This is a genomic window from Pseudoalteromonas sp. (assembly GCF_041629635.1).
In the GTDB taxonomy this organism is placed as follows: Bacteria; Pseudomonadota; Gammaproteobacteria; order Enterobacterales; family Alteromonadaceae; genus Pseudoalteromonas.
Genome location: NZ_JBFKMX010000070.1, coordinates 1 through 18,996, shown reverse-complemented (window position 1 = coordinate 18,996; position 18,996 = coordinate 1). Strand labels below are relative to the sequence as shown.

The following is an 18,996-nucleotide window of genomic DNA, read 5'->3' as shown; positions in this document are numbered from 1 at the left end:
TTTGGCTGGCCAATGGGCCCTGCTTACCTGCTTGATGTTGTTGGTCTTGATACAGCAAATCACTGTACAGGTGTAATGGCAGACGGTTTCCCTGAGCGTATGGCTGAACAAGAAAAAGACCCTGTTGCATTACTTGTTAAAGAAGGTCGTTTTGGACAGAAGAACGGTAAAGGTTTCTACCAATACGCACCAGACCGTAAAGGTAAACCAAAGAAAGCAAAAGATGCGGATGCAATTGAGCTACTTAGCGCTATTTGCGATGCGCCAAAAGAGTTTAGCAAAGAAGAAATCATCGACCGTTGTATGATCCCAATGCTGAATGAAGTGCTTCTGTGTTTACAAGAAAACATTGTTGCTTCACCACAAGAAGCTGATATGGCACTTATTTACGGCTTAGGTTTCCCTCCGTTCAGAGGTGGTGCTTTCCGTTATTTAGACCAAATTGGTTTAGCTAACTTTGTAGCAAAAGCAGACCAATACGCACACTTAGGTGCAATTTACCAAGTTTCTGATATCACACGTCAGTGGGCAGAAGAAGGTCGTCAATTTTATTCAGTAGAGGGTGCATAATATGAAAACACCAGTAATTGTTGATTGTATTCGTACTCCTATGGGTCGTTCTAAAAACGGTGTTTTTAGAAACGTACGTGCCGAAGATTTAAGTGCACAATTAATGAAAGGGTTAGTTGAACGTAACCCTGCTTTAAATCCAGCTGATATTGATGATATCTACTGGGGTTGTGTACAACAAACCCTAGAGCAAGGTTTCAATGTTGCGCGTAATGCGCAGCTTCTTGCAGGTATTCCTCATAGCGTACCCGCAACTACGGTTAACCGTTTATGTGGTTCATCAATGCAGGCATTACATGATGCTGCACGTGCAATTATGACTGGCTGTGGTGATGTTTACCTAGTTGGTGGTGTTGAGCATATGGGTCACGTACCAATGAACCACGGTGTGGATTTCCACCCAGGTTTATCAAAATCAGTAGCACAAGCTGCAGGCATGATGGGTTTAACTGCTGAATACTTAGGTAAGCAGCATGGCATTTCTCGTCAGCAACAGGATGAGTTTGCAGCACGCTCGCATGCACGCGCTCACGCAGCAACCGTTGAAGGTCGTTTCAAAAATGAAATCTACCCGATTACTGGCCACGATGCTGACGGTGCAATGATTTTAGTTGAAGACGATGAAGTTATTCGTCCGGAAACAACGGTAGAAGGCCTTTCACAGCTTCGCCCTGTGTTTGACCCAGCAAATGGTACTGTTACAGCTGGTACATCATCAGCACTTTCTGATGGCGCATCTGCAATGCTTATTATGAGCGAAGAAAAAGCTAACGAACTTGGCTTAACTATTCGTGCAAAAGTAAAAGCCATGGGTGTTGCGGGTTGCGATCCATCAATCATGGGTTACGGCCCTGTTCCTGCTTCTAAAAAGGCATTAAAAGCTGCAGGCTTAACCATTGATGATATTGATGTAGCAGAGCTTAACGAAGCATTTGCAGCACAAGCGTTACCAGTACTGAAAGACCTAGGTTTAACCGACGTAGTTGACGAAAAAGTTAACCTAAACGGTGGTGCTATTTCACTTGGTCACCCACTTGGTTGTTCAGGTACACGTATCAGCACAACGCTTATTAATCTTATGGAAGACAAAGACGCAAAATATGGTCTTGCAACCATGTGTATTGGTTTAGGCCAAGGCATCGCGACCATTTTTGAACGCCCATAGGTTTTAAGCGAATAGATTTATTCTTGGTGATAAGGCGCTGTCTCGAAAGAGCAGCGCCTTTTTTCTTTGCTATGGTTTACATCACCCGCTTAGCCACCTACAATTCCGCCTCTACTTTTTTGACAGGGCTAAATTTTCATGACTGATTTTTCAAATGCAGACCATACTCTAGATGCAATTGGTTTACGTTGCCCTGAGCCTGTAATGATGGTGCGTGGTGCAATTCGAAAAATGCAGCACGGTGAAACTTTAGTAGTGATTGCCGATGACCCATCAACAACCCGCGACATTCCCTCATTTTGTCGTTTTATGGATCACACCTTGCTGGCACAAGAAGTGGAAAATGAACCATACAAATATCTGATAAAAAAAGGGATTTAGTTTAGGTAATATTTATATAAATAACTAAACTTTAATAATTCCCTAAATTATTAAAGTTTATTATGAATTGGTTTGTTTATTTTTTTGTCACCCTTTTATTCCTTGCATCAAATTCGTACGCTAAAGAGTTTACTTACTACATCTCTGATAAGTCATCAATTCCCTTACAAATGCAAGATAAGAAAGGTCAACAAACAGGCATAGTTACAGATGTAATTAATCATTTGAAAATTGAAGGGATCAGCTTTAAACAAGAAGTTTTACCATTTAAAAGAATGATTAAAAATATGGCCTCTTCAGAAGAATCATGGATTACTTATGGGTCGGCAGCATGGCCGGGTCCACAATCCACTTCCCTTTCTAAAACACCTATTATTAAAGTTAAGCATGTGCTGCTCACTTTAAATTCTTCTCAATTTCATGATGTTGAAGATTTGTTCGGCAAGACAGTTGTTGTTATTCGAGGCTTTGATTATCCAGGACTTGAGCCTTATTTTAAAAATGGACTGATCTTAGGATTTGAAGTTAAGACACATCAACAAGCAATTGAAGCCGTACTTAAGGGTCGTGCTTTTGCCTTTCCTGAAATGGCATTCAGATTAAAATATCACTTAGAGACATCACACGTAAATTTACAAAGTATTTCATTGCACTCAATCAGCGACATCATCCCTGATTACGCTATTAATTTGTGTTTTTCTCATACTTTTCCCGCAATAAAACGTTCAATAATTGAAAACCGTCTTTCTGAAATGCAGCAAACAGGTGAATTAAATAATATTTTAAAAAAATATATAAATTAAAAATTTATTCAAATATTTGGTTAATAGTCACTAAAGGTGTACTTTTATTACGGAAGTTAATTGACACTTCGTACCACCCTGCTTCATAAGGTGTAAAACTGAAATAGTTATAAACGCTATCGCAGTTTGCTTGTACTGGTATACCAATTTCTAAAAACTTATCTAAGTCTTCGTTTTTAAAACCACAGTTGTAACCTTGCGTCCAATTCGCATCTGCTACTTTAAATTCGTATGCTTTACCAATTGTGCCAAATTTTACTTTGGTGCTAAAAACATTCGCAGTTTGTTGCGTCAGCTGATACGCCTTTTGCGCTTCCCATAGAGTGAAGTCACCTCGTAAATAAAGCGTAGTATCTACATTACCAACATTGCTTGCTTGATCTAACAGGCTATCGTCTGTGCTTGAGCAACCAGCGAGTACTAAACTTGCTGCTGCCATAATTGTAAGAGATGCTTTTTTCATTGTTGTTATCCGCGATTTTCTAAGCTTAATTACTATACTAAATATCGTAAAATTTAATGCAAGCGGCTTTTGTACCTAGCCTAAATATTTCCGCTATAACTAAGCTAAATACTGAATAAGTGAATTGAAAATAAAAAAGCCGGTGAAATCACCGGCTTTTTTAATATGTTTTTGCTTACTTTTGTAACAATGAAATATCTGCTACTTGTAAGAACAAACTTCTAAGTTGGCTTAATAATGTTAAGCGATTTAGTTTCACTGCTTCGTCGTCAGCCATAACCATTACGTTGTCGAAGAAGGTATCAACTACTTCGCGTAAATCAGCAAGACTTGCTAAAATCGTTTGGTAATCATGTGCTGCAAATGCAGGCGCTAGCTCTACTTGGTAGTGTGCAATTTTCTCTGCTAATTGCTTTTCAGCATCTTCAACTAATAAGCTCTCATTAACGCTGTCAGCAAGCGTTACTTCATTCTTAGCTAAGATGTTACCTACGCGCTTATTAGCCGCTGCAAGCGCTTCTGCTGCATCTAATTCACGGAAGTGAGATACCGCTTTAACGCGCTGATCAAAGTCCGCTGGCTTAGTAGGACGACGAGCAAGAACAGCTTGAATAATATCAACACTGAAGCCTTCATCTTGATACCAAGCACGGAAGCGACCAAGCATAAATTCAATTACATCAACTTCAACATTGTCATTGCTAAGCTTATCGCCGAACAGTGATTTTGCTTTCGCAATTATATCGACTAAGTCAAGGTTGTAACCCTTTTCAACGATAATACGCAATACACCTAATGATGCACGGCGAAGCGCAAATGGGTCTGAACCTTTTGGTGCTTGGCCAATACCGAAGATACCTACGATGGTATCGAGCTTATCAGCCATAGCGACCGCCGCTGATACACCTGTACTTGGTAATTCATCACCTGCAAAACGCGGCATATATTGCTCGTAAAGTGCTTTTGCTACTTCAACATCTTCACCATCATGCGTTGCGTAGTGCATACCCATAACACCTTGTGTATCTGTAAATTCAAATACCATTGAGGTCATTAAGTCACACTTTGCTAATAAGCCTGCGCGTTTAGATTTTTCAACATCGGCATTAATTTGCTCTGCAATGTAACCAGCAAGCTCAGTAATACGGTCAGTTTTATCTTTAATAGTACCCAGCTGTTTTTGGAAAATAGCTTGGTCTAACTCTGGTAAACGATCGATTAACGGACGTTTACGGTCTGTATTAAAGAAGAACTCAGCATCGGCTAAACGAGGACGAACCACTTTCTCATTACCTTCAATTACGTAACGAGGCTCTTTTGACTCGATGTTCGATACGAAGATAAAGTTTGGTAATAAGTTTTTGTTTTCGTCGTAAACTGGGAAGTACTTCTGGTCACCTTTCATGGTGTAAACTAGCGCTTCTGAAGGTACTTTTAAAAACTCTTCTTCAAATTTAGCTGTCAGTACTACAGGCCATTCAACAAGTGAAGTTACCTCTTCAACTAGATCATCTTCTAAGTCAGCAATACCACCAACAGCTTGCGCAGCCTTTTGTGAATCAGCAAGAATAATCGCTTTACGAGCTTCGTAATCAGCCATAACTTTACCGCGTTCTTCTAGAATCGCTGGATATTGCTCAGCAGAATCAATCGTAAACTCTTGTTCACCCATAAAGCGGTGACCACGAATAGTTCTATCTGATGCGACACCTAAAATTTCACCTGTAACTAAATCGTCACCCATCAGCATTGTTAACGTTTTCACTGGACGAATAAATTGGGTCGCTTTATCACCCCAACGCATCGGCTTAGCAATAGGTAGCTTCGAAAGTGCCTGTGCGGCTAACTCAACAATAATCTCGTTTGTCGCTTTACCCTTTACTTCTTGCTTGAATAAAAGCCACTCGCCTTTATCTGTTTTAATTCGGTCGGCTTGCTCTACAGTAATCCCATTACCGCGTGCCCAGCCTTGTGCTGCTTTTGTTGCATTACCGTCTTCATCAAATGCAACCGATACTGCCGGACCGCGTTTTTCAACAACTTTATCTGCTTGTGATTCAGCAAGTGATGCAACTTTAAGTGCTAAACGACGTGGTGCTGCGTACCATTTAACACCCTCATGGCTTATTTCTGCAGCTTTTAATTCTGCTTCAAAATTTGATGCAAAGCTCTCTGCTAGTGTACGAAGTTGTGTTGGTGGCAGTTCTTCCGTGCCTAATTCAATTAAAAATTCTTTTGCCATGATTACTTCTCCTCACCACTTTTTTTACACATTGGGAAACCAAGCGCCTCGCGCGATGCGTAATACGCTTCAGCAGTTGCTTTGGTAAGGTTACGAATACGAAGAATATAGCGCTGACGTTCTGTTACTGAAATTGCTTTACGAGCATCTAATAAGTTAAATGCGTGCGCAGCTTTTAAGATTCGCTCATATGCAGGTAACGGCAATGGTTTCTCAAGAGCTAATAAATCTTGTGACTCTTTTTCACATTGGTCAAAGAAGCTAAATAGGAAATCTACGTCTGCATGTTCAAAATTATAAGTCGATTGCTCTACTTCATTTTGATGGAAAATATCACCATAAGTAACTTTGCTACCGTCTGGTGCATAGTTCCACACTAAGTCATACACAGAGTCTACTTCTTGGATATACATCGCTAAGCGCTCAATACCATAAGTAATTTCACCTGTAACAGGCTTACACTCAAGGCCACCTACTTGTTGGAAATAAGTAAACTGAGTTACTTCCATACCGTTTAGCCACACTTCCCAACCAAGACCCCATGCACCTAGCGTTGGGTTTTCCCAGTTGTCTTCTACGAAGCGAATATCGTGTACTAATGGGTCAACACCTAGTACCTCTAGAGAGCCTAAATAAAGCTCCTGAATGTTATCTGGAGACGGTTTTAATGCTACTTGAAACTGGTAGTAATGTTGAAGGCGGTTCGGGTTTTCACCATAGCGACCATCGGTAGGACGACGTGATGGTTGAACATATGCAGTCGACATTGGCTCTGGGCCAAGTGCACGCAAACATGTCATTGGGTGCGATGTACCCGCACCTACTTCCATATCGAGAGGCTGAACGATAGTACAGCCGTTTTGTGCCCAGTAATCCTGTAATGCTAGGATCATTCCCTGGAAGGTTTTGATATCGTATTTTTGCATTGGCTTTAGCTGATAATTTAATCTGAAAAATTACCTTACAGTATACCGCGGCAACAAACAGGTTTTAAGCGATTTGTTAAGTAACAGCCAATAAAAAAGGGCCATTTAGGCCCTTTTATTAAAAATATTCACGATGTTCTAAACATCTAAGTTCACAACTTTAAGCGCGTTTTGTTCAATGAACTCACGACGCGGCTCAACTTGGTCACCCATCAGTGTTGAGAATAATTGATCTGCACCAATCGCATCTTCAATGGTTACTTTCAACATACGACGTACTTCAGGGTCCATAGTTGTTTCCCAAAGCTGATCTGGGTTCATCTCACCTAGACCTTTGTATCGTTGAATGTATAAGCCGCGCTTAGATTCAGAAATTAACCACTCAAGTGCTTCAACAAAGCTAGACACTTGTAATGTCTTCTCGCCACGCTGAATGTAACCACCTTCTTCAATTAGGTTACCGATTTGCTCACCTGTTTTTGCAATTGCAAGGTAATCACGAGAAGTTAAGAACTCATAATTAAGCACGTGCTCACGGTCAACACCGTGTTGGCGAATAACAATGTTTGGATAGTATAAGTTGCGCTCTTCGTCTTTCTTCACTTGTGCTGTGAATAAAGTCGCATCTACATCATTTTCAGTTAAATACGCTACCACTTTATCTGTCCACTCACGAACATGAGCTTCATTTGATAAATCAGCTTCGTTAATTCTTGCTGAGTAAATTAATGAATTAAGCACACTTAACGGATACTTACGTGTTAAACGCGTAATAATCGCTTCAGTTGCTTGGTAATCTTTAACTAATGCTTCAAGCGCAACATCACTAATACCAGGCGCTTCTTCATTCACATGTAAAGAAGAACCATCTAATGCAAGAGTGGTTAGGTATTCAGTTAACGCTGGGTCATCTTTAATATAACGTTCTTGCTTACCCTTTTTCACTTTATAAAGTGGCGGCTGAGCAATATAAACATAACCACGCTCTACAATTTCAGGCATTTGACGATAGAAGAAGGTCAATAGTAGCGTACGAATGTGCGAACCATCGACGTCAGCATCGGTCATGATAATAATGCTGTGATAACGCAATTTTTCAGGGTTATATTCATCGCGACCAATTCCACAACCTAATGCTGTGATAAGTGTTGCAACTTCTTGTGAAGATAGCATTTTATCAAAACGTGCTTTTTCAACGTTAAGAATTTTACCTTTCAGCGGTAGAATCGCCTGATTCTTACGGTTACGGCCTTGCTTAGCCGAACCGCCCGCTGAGTCACCTTCCACTATGTATAGTTCAGAAAGTGCTGGGTCTTTTTCTTGGCAGTCTGCTAATTTACCTGGCAGACCAGCTAAATCCATCGCACCTTTACGACGTGTCATTTCACGCGCTTTACGTGCTGCTTCACGAGCACGTGCTGCGTCAATAATCTTAGTTACAACTATTTTGGCATCTTGAGGGTTTTCTAATAAGTATTCACTTAATTTTTCACCCATAGCTTGCTCAACAGCAGACTTAACTTCACTTGATACAAGTTTGTCTTTTGTCTGAGAAGAGAACTTAGGATCAGGTACTTTAACAGAAATAACCGCAGTTAAGCCTTCACGGGCATCATCACCTGAAGCACTGCTTTTTTCTTTTTTGTTAAAGCCTTCTTTATCCATGTAAGTATTTAGCGTGCGTGTAAGAGCACTTCTAAAACCAGCTAAGTGAGTACCACCATCACGCTGTGGAATGTTGTTTGTAAAGCAATAAATGCCTTCTTGGAAACCATCGTTCCACTGCATTGCAACTTCAACACTAATGCCATCTTCTTCACGCGTTGAAGTGAAGTGGAATACATTTTGGTTAACTGGTGTTTTATTCTGATTTAAATACTCAACAAACGCTTGAATACCACCTTCGTATTTAAAGTGGTCTTTTTTCTCATCACGCTCATCAGAAAGAATAATGCTCACACCTGAGTTTAAGAATGATAATTCACGTAAACGTTTTGCAAGAATATCATAATGGAAGTTAGTATCGCTGAAGGTTTCTGCACTTGGCCAAAAACGGATTTCGGTACCGTTTGTTTCAGACTCACCAATTACTGCTAATGGTGCAGCTGGTTCACCCATGTTATAGATTTGTTCGTGAATTTTGCCACCACGACGAATCGTTAACTTTAGCTTTTCTGATAATGCGTTTACTACTGAAACACCAACACCGTGTAGACCGCCTGATACTTTATAAGAGTTATCATCGAACTTACCACCGGCATGAAGTACCGTCATGATAACTTCAGCAGCTGATACACCTTCTTCCTCGTGAATCTCTGTCGGAATACCACGACCATTATCGCGCACCGATACAGAGCCATCAGAATGAATGGTTACATAAACATCATCACAGTAGCCAGCAAGAGCTTCATCTATTGAGTTATCTACAACTTCAAACACCATATGATGAAGACCCGTTCCATCATCCGTGTCACCTATGTACATCCCAGGACGCTTTCTTACTGCATCCAGTCCTTTTAGTACTTTAATACTCGACGAATCGTAATTTTCAGACATGGTTTCTTCCAATTAACTTGTTATTAGTTTGCCATGTTTCACGTGGAACACTTTCATAGTTTTATTTAGAGGTTCCACCACAGCTGAAATACTGTCGTAATCAATCGCGCTTATAAACAACTGTGAAGTTGAATGAGATAATAACTCACTCACAGCTTGTTTGGTTTCGCTGCTTAATTCAGACGGTAAATCATCAATTAAAAAAAGTGATTGTTTATCTGTTTCGCTTTCAATCAGGCTATTTTGACAAATCTTTAGCGCATACATTAAAAGCTTTAGTTGACCACGTGATAAATAATTTTCGACAGCTATGCCATTTATTAGAAAATTAATATCTGCTTTATGTGGCCCTTTACTGGTGTGACCCAGTTTAGCGTCCCTTTCAAAGTTTTTTCTAAGCTGTTCAGCTAAATCTTCTTCAGCTTTCCAACCCGGAGAAAAATCAAAAGTAAGACTTTTAAATAATTCAATCTGACTAGCTATCTTATCAAAAAACAGGCTAGATAACCTAGTTATATATGAGGTTCTTAATGCATTTATCTTAGTTGCGATTGTTACAAATTCTTTATCCCAAAATAGAATTTGCTGCTCAAAACCCTGTGGTTTTTGCTTTAGTAATGCATTTCTTTGCTTTAACAGTTTATTAAAGCGATACCAGTGATAATAAAACTCTTGTTCCACGTGGAACAATCCTAAATCCAAAAAGCGTCTTCGCTCTTTGGGACCACCAAAAAATAACTCAAAACTCTCAGGTGTGATCACTTGAACAGGCAATACTTCAGCAAGCTGTGCCATGCGTTCACAGCGTTTTCCATGCACTTTGGCTAGCGTATCACCCGAGCGCTCTTTTTGGAGCCCTACAGGGATTAGCAGGCTGTTAAATTGCTTTTTACCATGTAACACCATGGCATTTTTTTGGTGCTGAATAACCGCTTTGAATTTTGAGGTACGAAATGACTTACCATGAGAAAGGAAATAAATAGCTTCTAGTAGGCTACTCTTTCCACTGCCGTTTTCACCAATAATGACATTGATTTCAGGCGAAGGGTCAAAGCTTAGCGCTTCAATATTACGAAAATTAGAAATATTAAAGTTAACTAAGCTCATTGAATATTCTTACACAATCCAATTCTATAAACGCATTGGCATAACAACGTACATGGCGCCTTCGTCACCCTGACCTTCAATTAATGCACTGCTATTTGAATCTAATAATGTAAATAAAACGTCATCCGTTTTTATGGTATTCAACACATCAAGTAAATACGAAACGTTAAAACCTATTTCTAAATCTGGCCCTTGGTACATTACTTCAACGGTTTCTTCCGCTTGTTCTTGCTCAGGGTTATTGGCAGAAATGGTTAACTCACCCGAAGTAAGATTTAATCGCACACCACGGAATTTTTCATTTGATAAAATGGATACGCGAGCAAATGCACTGCGCAACCATTCACGATTAGCAATAATCTGCTTATCACCACCACGCGGTAAAACGCGACGATAATCAGGAAAACGACCGTCAACTAGTTTAGAGGTAAAAATAAATGCTTGGTCAATTATGCGAACATGGTTAGCGCCTAATTGGATTTCAACACTTTCATCATCAGCAACCAACAGACGCATAATTTCTTGCACGCCTTTACGCGGAATAATCACCTGACGTTGTGTGTTGAGCGATGCGCCAAGAGGCTTTTGTGCTAACGCTAAACGGTGGCCGTCTGTTGCAACCGTTTTAACAACATCGTTTTCAATTTCTAGCGACATACCATTAAGATAATACCTAACATCTTGATTTGCCATAGAAAAACTTGTACTTTCAAGTAATTTCCTAAGTTCGAGACGGGTTAGATTCATGGTTACTTCGCTGTCCCAATTCTCTAAATTAGGGAAATCTTCAGCTGCAAGTGTTGCCAATGAAAAACGGCTTTTACCCGATGTTAGTAACACTTGTGCATCTTGAACAGTTAATGTGATATCTGAGCTATCAGGCAAACTCTTACAAATATCCAATAATTTTTTAGCTGGTAACGTTAGCTTACAATCAGCCACTGGTTCAGCTAGAACGACACTCGCGACCAATTCGATTTCCATATCCGTACCAGTGAAGTAAAGAACACCTTCTTTTACTTCTAACAATACATTAGAAAGAATCGGTAACGTGTGTTTGCGTTCAATCGCCCCTGAAACCTGCATTAAAGGTTGTAAAAATTGCTCGCGCGAAATTGTAATTTTCATGCTGTACTCGTCCTAAGATGACAAAGTTCTAATCAAGTTTTGATAATCTTCTTTTACTTCGTGAGATTCTTCACGAAGCGACTTCACTTTTCTACATGCATGTAGCACAGTTGTATGATCTCGACCGCCAAACGCATCACCAATTTCAGGCAGACTGTGGTTGGTCAGTTCTTTTGATAACGCCATTGCTACTTGGCGTGGTCTAGCTACTGAGCGGCTGCGACGTTTCGATAGTAAATCAGAAACACGAATACGATAGTATTCTGCAACCGTTCTTTGAATGTTATCTATGGTAACCAATTTATCTTGTAATGCTAATAAATCACGCAGTGCTTCTTTTACAAAGTCAATCGTGATTGGCCTACCGGTAAAGTTAGCATTTGCAATAACACGGTTTAATGCGCCTTCTAATTCACGCACATTTGAACGTAAGCGTTTAGCAATAAAGAAAGCCACTTCTTCAGGCAGTTTAATCTGGCTTTGCTGTGCTTTTTTCATCAAGATGGCAACACGTGTTTCAAGCTCTGGCGGCTCAATCGCAATTGTTAAACCCCAGCCAAAGCGAGACTTAAGACGATCTTCTACCCCTTCAATTTCTTTAGGGTAGCGATCTGAAGTTAAGATAATTTGCTGGTTACCTTCTAATAATGCATTAAAGGTATGAAAAAACTCTTCTTGTGATCGTTCTTTATTAGCAAAGAACTGAATATCATCAATTAGTAATGCATCAACACTGCGGTAATAACGCTTAAATTCTTCAATCGCATTATTTTGTAGTGCTTTTACCATATCTTGTACAAAGCGCTCAGAATGCATATAAACAATTTTTGCATTTTCTTTTTTAGCAAGAATGCCGTTACCCACAGCGTGCAATAAGTGTGTTTTACCTAAACCAGTACCACCATATATAAATACAGGGTTGAATGCCGAACCTGGATTATCAGCAACTTGCGTTGCCGCAGCTTTCGCTAACTGGTTAGATTTACCTTCAACAAAACTATCAAAGGTATAGTTTTCTTTAATATTGGATTTAGGCATGTTTTTAGGCGCAGGCTCAACAGGGGCTTTGCTTTCCTTTTTAACAGGCGCTTCAACCACTGCTTTTTCTTGTGCTGCCGCTTGTGGTGCTGCTGGTTTACTAATACTAACCGTGCTACCAACCTCAAAACGTAATTCAGGTGCTTCATCACCACAAATTTCAATGAGAAGTTCATTTATACGGTTTAAGTATTTTTCGCGAACCCAATCCAGTACAAAACGGTTTGGTGCATATATTGTAAGGGTATCTTCTGTGCTTTCCGCCTGAAGAGGGCGCACCCACATACTAAATTGTTGTGATGGCAGTTCATCTTGTAAAACGTAAAGACAGCTTTGCCAAACCGACAAATACACGGCAACCCCCAATAATATTCCCGCTCACCATAAATGAGCAGAAAATAAGCATAAAATCCAAGTTAAGACTGCCATTATGAAGCTAGTTTATCCACAACATCAATATTGATTTTTCTATTTTTTATGATCTCACGCACGAAAACATTTAAACACATGTTTTAAAACAATTTATTTATTAAAAATAATGTGGATAAATTACTTATAAAAAACAAGATCCAAAAGATTAAAGATGATCTATAAAAGTTTTCCAAAGAAAAGTCGCAATTTTTACACTATCATTGTGGAAAACTTTATTTTAAAATTGATCCCCGCTGGATCATATAAGAAAGCAAAAGCGATCACCCCTCTATAACAGTTAAATGTAATTAACTTGTTAAGATTAGATTAGCTTTTATCCGCCGCCTATAATTAATACTGTTATTGAGTGTTTTTTATTGACTTTGCGTATGCTTCTCTATAACATCTCGCGCTCGCAATGGCACCTGTGCCAGGATCGCGACCTGCATAGGATGTTTTAATTTTTAACCGATCGGATGGAATATAGTTATGAAAAGAACTTTTCAACCTAGCGTTCTTAAGCGTAAGCGTACTCACGGTTTCCGTGCACGCATGGCGACTAAAAATGGTCGTAAAGTTTTAGCACGTCGTCGTGCTAAGGGCCGTAAGGTTCTTTCTGCTTAATATAGTGGAAGACTTTCGCTTTGGTAGGGAGTTACGTCTGTTAACTCCCTCACACTACTCCCGCATCTTCAATGAGCCTGCACGCGCAGCAAATCAACACTTTACTCTTCTAGCAAAACGTAACGATTTAGACCACCCTCGTCTTGGTTTAACTATTGCTAAAAAACGCGTTAAAAAAGCGGTGCAACGTAATCGCATTAAACGCCTTGCTCGTGAAAATTTCCGTCTTAACCGTCACAAACTCGACAACATCGATATTGTATTAATGGTTAAAAATGGCGTTGATGAGTTATCAAATGAAGAGTTACACACACAATTAACTAAGTTGTGGCGTAAAATCAACGAACGTTGCCAGCCTGGCTATAAGCCAAAACCGCGTCCTAATAACTGGCAAAAGAATAAAAACACAAAAAAAGCGTCTAACTAAAGCGAATTAGCCAGCAGTTGCATAGCAAATGCAGGTAAATTTAGGTAAAGTTAGCTCACCTTTTAATCAGGCACTTTTTCATTAAATGCACTTTTTATTTGCTCTGCCAAGTAATGTGATGATCTTTATTATTAAAGCTTATCAAAAGTTACTCAGTCCACTGCTTGGACAGAACTGTCGCTTTACTCCGACATGTTCAAGTTATGCGATAGACGCAATAAAAATACATGGATTTGTAAAAGGGAGTTGGTTCGCAGCGAATCGCATTATAAAATGTCACCCTTTGCATCCAGGTGGGGATGATCCCGTGCCTGATAAACAAAATTCAATTAAACAACACCACGAGAAATAAGAGCTGTTATGGAATCACAACGCACGTTTTTATTTATCGGTTTTCTTTTGGTAAGTTTTCTTTTATTCCAACAGTGGAATATGGATAACAACCCTCAAGTAAATACCGAGACAAGTGCTACAACACAATCATCTACAAACCAGTCAACCGACAATGACTTTGTTCCTCAGTCATCTACCGGCGACTTACCTGTAGCTAGCGTCGCTAATTCACGTCACATTGTTGAAGTAACAACTGATGTATTTTCTGTAAAACTAGATACTTTTGGTGGCGATATTATCGAAACCAAACTATTAAAGTTTAAAGAAAAAATCGATAGCGATGAACCATTCATGTTGCTTGGCGTATTAGACGGCAATCAATATTTCTCACAAAGTGGCTTAATCGGTTTACACGGACCAGATGCATCAGCGGAAGGTCGTCCTACGTATCAAGCAGCACAAACAAGTTACCAACTTGAAGGTGATGAGTTACGTGTACCACTTACATTTGTTAAAGATGGCGTTAGCTTCACTAAAACATACATCTTTAAAGCAGGTCGTTACGATGTTGATGTTGAGTATCAAATTGCTAACAACACAGCTGAAACAAAACAAGTACAACTGTTTACACAAATTAAGCGTTCGATCACCGAAAAAGGTGGCATGATTGACCAAACGTACTTAGGTACAGCTTACGGTACAACAGAAGAGCCTTACGAAAAATACAGCTTTGATGACATTAAAGATCGCGATTTAAATATTAACACTACTGCGGGTTATATCAGCTTTATTCAGCACTACTTTGTAAGTGCATGGGTGCCTAAGCAAGACCAGCAAAATAATATTTATACCAAAGCGCGCAACGATAATTCGGTTATTATCGGTTTAAAAGGTCCACTTGAAAATGTTGCAGCTAACAGCGCGCAAACAATTACTTCAACTTACTATATGGGTCCTAAAGATTCAGCAACGCTTGAAGCATTGCAGGAAGACTTAGACCTAACAGTAGACTACGGTTTATTCTGGTTTATCTCACAACCGCTACATTCACTATTAATGTGGTTATACGGCTTAATTGGTAGCCTAGGTTTAGCAATTATCGCGATTACGCTAATTGTTAAAATGGTGCTTTACCCGCTTACCAAGGCGCAGTACACCTCAATGGCGAAAATGCGTAACCTTCAGCCTAAAATTATGGCACTTAAAGATCGTTACGGTGATGACCGTCAGAAGATGGGTCAAGCAATGATGGAAATGTACCGCAAAGAAAAAGTTAACCCTATGGGTGGCTGTTTCCCACTGTTACTACAAATGCCAATTTTCCTAGGTTTATTCTATGTGTTCATGGAATCGGTAGAAATTCGTCACACTGAATTCTTATACCTAAATGACTTAGCAGCAATGGATCCATACTTCATTTTACCAATTCTATTTGGTGCAAGTATGTTCCTAATGCAAAAGCTACAGCCTATGACAGTTACAGATCCAATGCAGCAGAAAATGATGACTTGGATGCCAGTAATGTTCTCAGTATTCTTTATCTGGTTCCCATCAGGTCTTGTAATGTACTGGTTAGTATCTAACTTAATTTCAATTGCTCAGATGCTTTACATCTACAAGGGCATGGAAAAGAAAGGTATTTCGGTTAAGTCATAATCTGTACTTAATAAATAATAAAAAGGCGACTCACTGTCGCCTTTTTTGTGCCTGCAATTTTCACATTGGCAAATATTTTCATTACCGCTCTTGCTATTTAACTAACACAATAATTGACCAGACAATTTATCTAATTGGTATTACAATACACCTATTCGTAGCTATCAATTATCTCTATGTTTAATCAAGACACCATCGTTGCACAAGCAACCGCGCCAGGCAAAGGCGGCGTTGGCATTATTCGTGTTTCAGGCAAACTGTCACAACAAGTTGCTGAAAAAATCTTAGGCAAATGCCCAAAGCCACGTTATGCCGACTACCTCTCGTTTAATACCTTACAAGGCGAACAACTCGACCAAGGTATTGCACTCTATTTTAAAGGTCCAAACTCGTTCACAGGCGAAGACGTACTGGAACTACAAGGGCACGGTGGCCCAGTTATTATCGATATGCTACTGCGTGAAATTACGCAAATCGAAGGCGTACGTTTAGCTAAACCAGGTGAGTTTAGTGAGCGCGCATTCTTAAACGACAAAATGGATTTAACCCAAGCAGAAGCAATCGCAGATTTAATCAATGCCAACTCAGAGCAAGCAGCAAAAAGCGCCCTACACTCGCTGCAAGGCCAATTCTCTAAGCATATCGACACGCTGGTGGAACAAGTTATTCATCTGCGCATGTATGTTGAAGCTGCCATTGATTTCCCCGATGAAGAAATCGACTTTTTATCAGACGGTAAAGTAGCGAACGACTTAAACGCGATTATTGAACAACTCGACAACGTAACAGCACAAGCCAAACAAGGCGCGATTATGCGCGAAGGTATGCGCGTAGTAATTGCTGGTCGCCCTAATGCGGGTAAATCGAGTTTACTTAATGCCCTTGCTGGTCGTGAAGCAGCCATTGTTACTGATATTGCCGGTACCACCCGTGATGTACTTCGCGAACATATTGATATTGACGGTATGCCGCTACATATTATCGACACCGCAGGTCTGCGTGAAAGCCCTGACGTAGTTGAGCAAATTGGTATTGAACGCGCTTGGCAAGAAATCAATCAAGCTGATCGCGTATTGTTTATGGTTGATAGCACCGAAACAAGCGAGACCGATCCAGCAAAAATTTGGCCTGAATTTGCTGAGAAACTACCGCAAGGCATGGGCATAAGTGTGATCCGCAATAAAGCCGATTTATCTGGCGAAGTAATTCGTATCGATGATTCTGCACAAACACCAGTACTAAGCGTAAGTGCTAATAATGGCGAAGGTGTAGAGCTGGTAAAATCGCATTTAAAACAGATTATGGGTTTCCAAGGTGCTACCGAAGGCAGCTTTATGGCGCGTCGCCGTCACCTTGATGCACTTGAAAGCGCAGCGTATCACCTTGCAACGGGTAAAGATCAGTTAGAAATGCACATTGCAGGTGAGATCCTTGCTGAAGAATTACGCTTAACCCAGCAATACTTAAATGAGATCACCGGTGAGTTCACCTCAGATGACTTGCTTGGCAAAATCTTCAGCTCTTTCTGTATTGGTAAGTAATAAATTAAGTTTTAGTCTTAGAATTAAGATTTTAGATGCTGAGATTTTCTCAGCATCTATTCTGCCAAAAGTAATAAAAACCATGCTTGATATTCAATTAAACAGCTTTGTTCGCCGTATTGAAAAAGCTAACGAATTAAAAGCACAAATCAAATCATCTGGCGCCAAGTTAAGTCGTAAAGGCCGCTCACGACACTGGCGACTACAAGGTGATTGGCCGCAATTTCAAAACATCATCCAACAAGCACAATCATTCGAAGAACCCAGCTGGCAATGGGTGATTGAAACACTTAAAAGTCATCAACCAAAAACACAAATTGAAGATTTAATTGAAATCGTTAAAACTAACCCGAGTATCACTCAGCAGCAGCTTATTAGCCAAACTGATTGCACGCTGGTGGAAGCAAGAAAGGCTTTTGATATGGTTGAGTGGGAAGAGTGATCATTCTTAACTCTGCCTCCATGCAAATATCTTACGCCATCCATGGCGCACTCGTTCATTCTTTTTAAACGGCCAAAAAGAACGAACCAATAAAAAGCCGCCCCCAACATCAAACTGATCTTCAAACGTTATTTAAATATGAACATACACGCCATGAAGCGGCATCCATGCCTAAGCATGGCTTACTCGACACGCTACGCTCCCCGTCTCGCATTATTCATTTAAATCCCTTTTTCAGGTTTGATATAAGGGATGACGAAAGACCGAAGCAACGCTTCGCAGCTAGAGGAAGTAAGGTCATGGATGACCGATGGAACCAAGCTTCATGGATGAATTACTAACTCGAGTCCATAACATTCTTAGTTGCTCTAAGGCTGTAAAGTGTCCGAAGTAGAGATTATATAGCTCTACATTAAACCATCTATTCAAGCTATATCATTAAAATGGAAGTTTATAACGCAACTACTAGATAAAGTTGTGTTTAAAGTCGTATCTATTTTAGTAAAGCAAGGAAATCTGGCATTACACAAGCTAATACTGAGGCCGAATAAGTATTTGGTAGAAAACGTCTATTTTTGAAGTTATCAACAATATTGGTATTATTAAAAATAATTAAAACAAAGGGTAAACTAATGGAAAGCTATTTAAGTGAACTTCAATTAATCGCACTATTTCTTGAAATATTTGGAGCAACACTAGCTTTTTATCACTTGATAAATCCTGATATTAATTCAAAAGCCAACAGGTTTATTTTTTTTTCTACTGGAGCGATATAGCGTAAATAATTTCGAAATTGGTGGATTTGTAGATTATCCAAAAAGCAAGTCTAAACGAGAAAGAACAAGAGACAATTGGAATAATAACTATGAATTGATATGCTTTTTCTCTCTTTTATTTGGCTCTATTTATGCTTTAAAAGAAACTTTGCTCATTGCCTTGACCATTCCTTTATCAATCTTCATTTCAATTGTATTTTATATTCCACTGAGGTTTTCACTTCATCTATTCTTTAATGGAATATTTGAATTTATTCATTATCTTGGTGGCAGGAATCGAGAGTTCTTGTCGGGAATTGGCGTTCTTTTCATTTTCCTTGGTGTTTCAATAGAAATTATACAAATTTGGTATAGTGAATATTGGTATCTGATACCATTTGTAATCTTAGCTGCGGTTATTCTTTCTT

17 protein-coding genes are annotated in these 18,996 nt (G+C 39.6%); 10 read left to right on the top strand and 7 right to left on the bottom strand.

From position 1 onward, the window contains the following. The 4 genes from ABYD77_RS11230 to ABYD77_RS11215 all read left to right on the top strand — a co-directional run. A partial coding sequence (locus tag ABYD77_RS11230; protein ID WP_372769897.1) for a 3-hydroxyacyl-CoA dehydrogenase family protein occupies positions 1-570 on the top strand: 570 nt, incomplete at its 5' end. Position 571: 1 nt separating this feature from the next. Next, entirely contained in the window at positions 572-1,735 is a 1,164-nt protein-coding gene (fadA, locus tag ABYD77_RS11225; protein ID WP_010561302.1) for an acetyl-CoA C-acyltransferase FadA, read from the top strand. Between the two features lie 138 nt (positions 1,736-1,873). Beyond that, positions 1,874-2,116: a sulfurtransferase TusA gene (gene tusA / locus ABYD77_RS11220; protein ID WP_372769894.1), complete on the top strand. Its 243-nt coding sequence runs from the start codon at positions 1,874-1,876 to the stop codon at positions 2,114-2,116. Positions 2,117-2,178: 62 nt separating this feature from the next. After that, positions 2,179-2,919, top strand: a complete 741-nt coding sequence (locus ABYD77_RS11215) for a substrate-binding periplasmic protein (protein WP_372769892.1) — start codon at positions 2,179-2,181, stop codon at positions 2,917-2,919. Positions 2,920-2,923: 4 nt separating this feature from the next. Here the strand turns inward: ABYD77_RS11215 and ABYD77_RS11210 are convergent, their stop codons facing one another. The 7 genes from ABYD77_RS11210 to dnaA all read right to left on the bottom strand — a co-directional run bounded on the left by ABYD77_RS11210 (position 2,924) and on the right by dnaA (position 12,733). Beyond that, positions 2,924-3,382 (bottom strand): hypothetical protein, encoded by a 459-nt coding sequence (locus tag ABYD77_RS11210; protein WP_372769890.1) that lies wholly within the window; start codon positions 3,380-3,382, stop codon positions 2,924-2,926. A gap of 175 nt (positions 3,383-3,557) precedes the next feature. Beyond that, entirely contained in the window at positions 3,558-5,624 is a 2,067-nt protein-coding gene (gene glyS, locus ABYD77_RS11205) for a glycine--tRNA ligase subunit beta (protein ID WP_372769888.1), read from the bottom strand. Between the two features lie 2 nt (positions 5,625-5,626). Continuing rightward, complete coding sequence (gene glyQ, locus ABYD77_RS11200; protein WP_372769886.1) at positions 5,627-6,550, bottom strand: glycine--tRNA ligase subunit alpha; 924 nt, start codon at positions 6,548-6,550, stop codon at positions 5,627-5,629. 138 nt (positions 6,551-6,688) lie between these two features. Next, entirely contained in the window at positions 6,689-9,106 is a 2,418-nt protein-coding gene (gene gyrB / locus ABYD77_RS11195; protein WP_372769884.1) for a DNA topoisomerase (ATP-hydrolyzing) subunit B, read from the bottom strand. A gap of 12 nt (positions 9,107-9,118) precedes the next feature. Continuing rightward, positions 9,119-10,213 (bottom strand): DNA replication/repair protein RecF, encoded by a 1,095-nt coding sequence (gene recF, locus ABYD77_RS11190; protein WP_372769882.1) that lies wholly within the window; start codon positions 10,211-10,213, stop codon positions 9,119-9,121. 24 nt (positions 10,214-10,237) lie between these two features. Beyond that, on the bottom strand, positions 10,238-11,341 hold the full coding sequence (dnaN, locus tag ABYD77_RS11185; protein WP_372769880.1) for a DNA polymerase III subunit beta: 1,104 nt from the start codon (positions 11,339-11,341) through the stop codon (positions 10,238-10,240). Between the two features lie 12 nt (positions 11,342-11,353). Further along, complete coding sequence (gene dnaA, locus ABYD77_RS11180) at positions 11,354-12,733, bottom strand: chromosomal replication initiator protein DnaA (protein ID WP_372769878.1); 1,380 nt, start codon at positions 12,731-12,733, stop codon at positions 11,354-11,356. A gap of 546 nt (positions 12,734-13,279) precedes the next feature. On the opposite strand from dnaA, the gene rpmH reads away from it, so the two are divergent. The 6 genes from rpmH (at position 13,280) to ABYD77_RS11150 (ending at position 17,813) form a co-directional block, all read left to right on the top strand. Then, positions 13,280-13,414, top strand: a complete 135-nt coding sequence (gene rpmH, locus ABYD77_RS11175; protein WP_010376846.1) for a 50S ribosomal protein L34 — start codon at positions 13,280-13,282, stop codon at positions 13,412-13,414. A gap of 4 nt (positions 13,415-13,418) precedes the next feature. Continuing rightward, on the top strand, positions 13,419-13,841 hold the full coding sequence (gene rnpA, locus ABYD77_RS11170; protein ID WP_372769875.1) for a ribonuclease P protein component: 423 nt from the start codon (positions 13,419-13,421) through the stop codon (positions 13,839-13,841). Between the two features lie 85 nt (positions 13,842-13,926). Beyond that, positions 13,927-14,193, top strand: a complete 267-nt coding sequence (gene yidD / locus ABYD77_RS11165) for a membrane protein insertion efficiency factor YidD (protein ID WP_372769873.1) — start codon at positions 13,927-13,929, stop codon at positions 14,191-14,193. An 8-nt stretch (positions 14,194-14,201) separates the two neighbouring features. Continuing rightward, complete coding sequence (yidC, locus tag ABYD77_RS11160) at positions 14,202-15,830, top strand: membrane protein insertase YidC (protein ID WP_372769871.1); 1,629 nt, start codon at positions 14,202-14,204, stop codon at positions 15,828-15,830. Positions 15,831-16,006: 176 nt separating this feature from the next. Then, entirely contained in the window at positions 16,007-17,371 is a 1,365-nt protein-coding gene (gene mnmE, locus ABYD77_RS11155) for a tRNA uridine-5-carboxymethylaminomethyl(34) synthesis GTPase MnmE (RefSeq protein WP_372769869.1), read from the top strand. After that, positions 17,334-17,813, top strand: a complete 480-nt coding sequence (locus ABYD77_RS11150) for a ribosome recycling factor family protein (RefSeq protein WP_372769867.1) — start codon at positions 17,334-17,336, stop codon at positions 17,811-17,813. The genes mnmE and ABYD77_RS11150 overlap by 38 nt, the downstream gene beginning before the upstream one ends. Positions 17,814-18,996 lie beyond the last annotated feature (1,183 nt).